This window comes from Rhizobium sp. 18055, assembly GCF_902706285.1.
In the GTDB taxonomy this organism is placed as follows: domain Bacteria; phylum Pseudomonadota; class Alphaproteobacteria; order Rhizobiales; family Rhizobiaceae; genus Rhizobium.
Genome location: NZ_CACSKD010000044.1, coordinates 1 through 2,394, shown reverse-complemented (window position 1 = coordinate 2,394; position 2,394 = coordinate 1). Strand labels below are relative to the sequence as shown.

Sequence of the window (2,394 nt, the reverse complement as noted above, 5' to 3'; positions counted from 1 at the left end):
CTCCGCGAACTCGAGCGATACATCGCCCTCGACATTGTCGGTAACTACCATCAGTCAATCCACCGCACTTTGGGCCGCCCGCCCATCGCGGTGTGGCGTGAACAAGAGGGGGAAATTCCGCTCCGGCTGCCGCAGGACCGAATGCAATTTTGGCTGACATTTCTGCCCGAGCAGGAGCGTACATTGCAGCCTACCGGGATCCATCTCTTTGGAATGCGCTATTGGTCGGCAGCCCTGAGTGCCGACGTCGGGACTGCAAATCGCCGGTTGCTCGTCAAATACGACCCAAGGGATATGTCTCGTGTCTTCGTGCGACGACCATCAGGCAGCTTCGTGGAAGCTCGTTACGCCGATCTCACCTTGGCTTCGGTCACGCTACACGAAGCCTTGGCTGCGAGGCGTACTCTGCTGGCGAAAGGGCGACGAGAGGTCAACACCCGCGCGATCGTTGGTACGGCGATTGAGCAACGCCAACTGGTGGATGCAGCGGTGAAGACGACAGCAACAGTACGACGAGGCCGCACTTCCAGCTCAAAAACGAAAGTGGATGACAGCGGTTGGGGCTCGCTTCGGGGGATCGACTCCAGCAAACCTGTGGCTTTCGACGAGGATATGGAGTGAGCTGGCATGAACACAGAAATCTCCCACCTGACTGTGACCGCAGCGGCGCTGCTCGGTGAAGCAGACAACCAGCGCATCCGCGCCATTAGATCACGTCGCTGGCTCGTTTACCCGCGTGCCAAGCAGGTACTCGATCGCCTGAACCTCCTGGTGGATCATCCACGCGGGACGCGAATGCCGTCGCTCGCCATTTATGGCGACAGCGGCATGGGCAAGACAATGATCATGAAGCGCTTCCGTGACCAGCACCCACCAAGCTTCAACCCGATTACCGGCAGGCTGAAGACACCGGTTCTGGCGATGGAGATGACCAGCCGGCCTGGCGAACGGCGGTTCTACGCCGAGCTTTTGACCCTGCTCGGTGCACCACAGCGACCGCGTGCCGATATTGCCCAGATGGAGCAAGCGGCACTGCGCATCATGGAAGCGATTGGCGTTCAGGTTTTTGTGATCGACGAGGTGCACAACATTCTCGCCGGGACCTATCGCGAGCAGCGCATCGTATTAAATACCTTACGATTTCTCAGCAACCGCCTCCAGATCTCCCTCGTCTGTTTCGGCGTCAACGACGCCCGTGAGGCCATTGGTGGCGATGTCCAGTTGGCGCGTCGCTTCGACCAGTTCACGCTGAGCCGCTGGGCCGCAAATGAGCAGTTCGAAATGTTGGTGGCCTTGATACTGCGCAATACTCCATTGCGGCACCCATCGGTACTAACCGCGAAATCATTGCGGCGAATACTTCAAGTCACCGAGGGCATCACCGCCAACATCTTTCACATAGTCAACTCACTGGCCATCGATTCAATCGAAAGCGGAAGAGAGCGGGTTACCGACGAAGCCATTGAGAAATGGGAGCCAGAATTCGACGCCGACGCAGCATTCGCGTGACGACGAACTTATGCGAACGGCCACTGCCGGTAAGGCTGGCTCCGTGCGCCGATGAGCTTTTGTCGTCGTGGATCGCCCGACATGCCGCATTCTATGCGATCTCTCCCTTGGCCATGCTTCAGCATTGCCTCCCCGAATTGCTATCATTGCGCGCCGCCGATTTGAATCTCACCGAAGATCAGGTCGTCCGCATCGCCCACATATTCTCGATCGAGCCCACTACGGTCCGCCGCATGACGTTCTCGAATATTCCGCAATCATCACGGCGAATGATCGCAAGCGAGCCTCGACAATCGTGCTCTACCTGCCGCCGAACGGCCGACGGATTGCCCGTCATCCTTCGAAGCCAATTCTTAGGCTGGCGGATCACCTGCCCGCTTTGCGGAGGCACATTACAGACAATTGGCGGGAATGACGGCCCCACTCCCTTCGGCGGCTATCACCATGCAGCGCTGATGGGGGAAGAAATGCTCGACAACGAGGCTGAGCATGGTATCCCAAACTGGGTATCGCCGAATGAGATTGCCCGTCTCCTGCTAATGCGGCGCGTTCCAAAGTCGGTGCCCGGTTACGAACCGTCGGGCTATAGGCTGCTCGGTGTCATCATTCCTGATCTCGACGACGTCATGCAGATGGAAACCAGCAAACTTCCGAGTCCAGCAAGCCCGATCTTGCCCATGTATTTGCGCCCTGCCCTCTTGGCAGGTGTCGCCATTGTCCAGCATGCCGGGCCCGAAATGCTTCGCATGCTGAGTGGCCATATGATGGGTGAGAACAAAGCCCGCTTCGACAGCGCTATAGAAGAGATCTTAGACTGTTCGCGTCAGTCGCTTGGGTCGTCACAGTTGCACTTAATTTGAGATTCTCGGCCGACAGAATCTCTAA

The 2,394-nt window shown here is 57.7% G+C and carries 3 protein-coding genes; all 3 read left to right on the top strand.

Translation table 11 applies throughout. From position 1 onward, the window contains the following. Positions 1-621 (top strand): Mu transposase C-terminal domain-containing protein (locus tag GVL52_RS27760; RefSeq protein ID WP_160012628.1); only part of this gene is annotated, 621 nt, incomplete at its 5' end. A gap of 6 nt (positions 622-627) precedes the next feature. After that, positions 628-1,509, top strand: coding sequence for a TniB family NTP-binding protein (locus GVL52_RS27755; RefSeq protein ID WP_160012627.1), 882 nt, complete (start codon positions 628-630; stop codon positions 1,507-1,509). Continuing rightward, a complete protein-coding gene (locus GVL52_RS27750) occupies positions 1,470-2,369 on the top strand; it encodes a TniQ family protein (protein WP_160012626.1) in 900 nt (299 codons plus the stop codon). The genes GVL52_RS27755 and GVL52_RS27750 overlap by 40 nt, the downstream gene beginning before the upstream one ends. The last annotated feature ends 25 nt before the right edge of the window (positions 2,370-2,394 follow it).

Bases quoted from the DNA above. Each gene is read 5' to 3' on its own strand.
- GVL52_RS27755 (WP_160012627.1), top strand. From the start codon at position 628: ATGAACACAGAAATCTCCCACCTGACTGTGACCGCAGCGGCGCTGCTC.
- GVL52_RS27750 (WP_160012626.1), top strand. From the start codon at position 1,470: ATGGGAGCCAGAATTCGACGCCGACGCAGCATTCGCGTGACGACGAAC.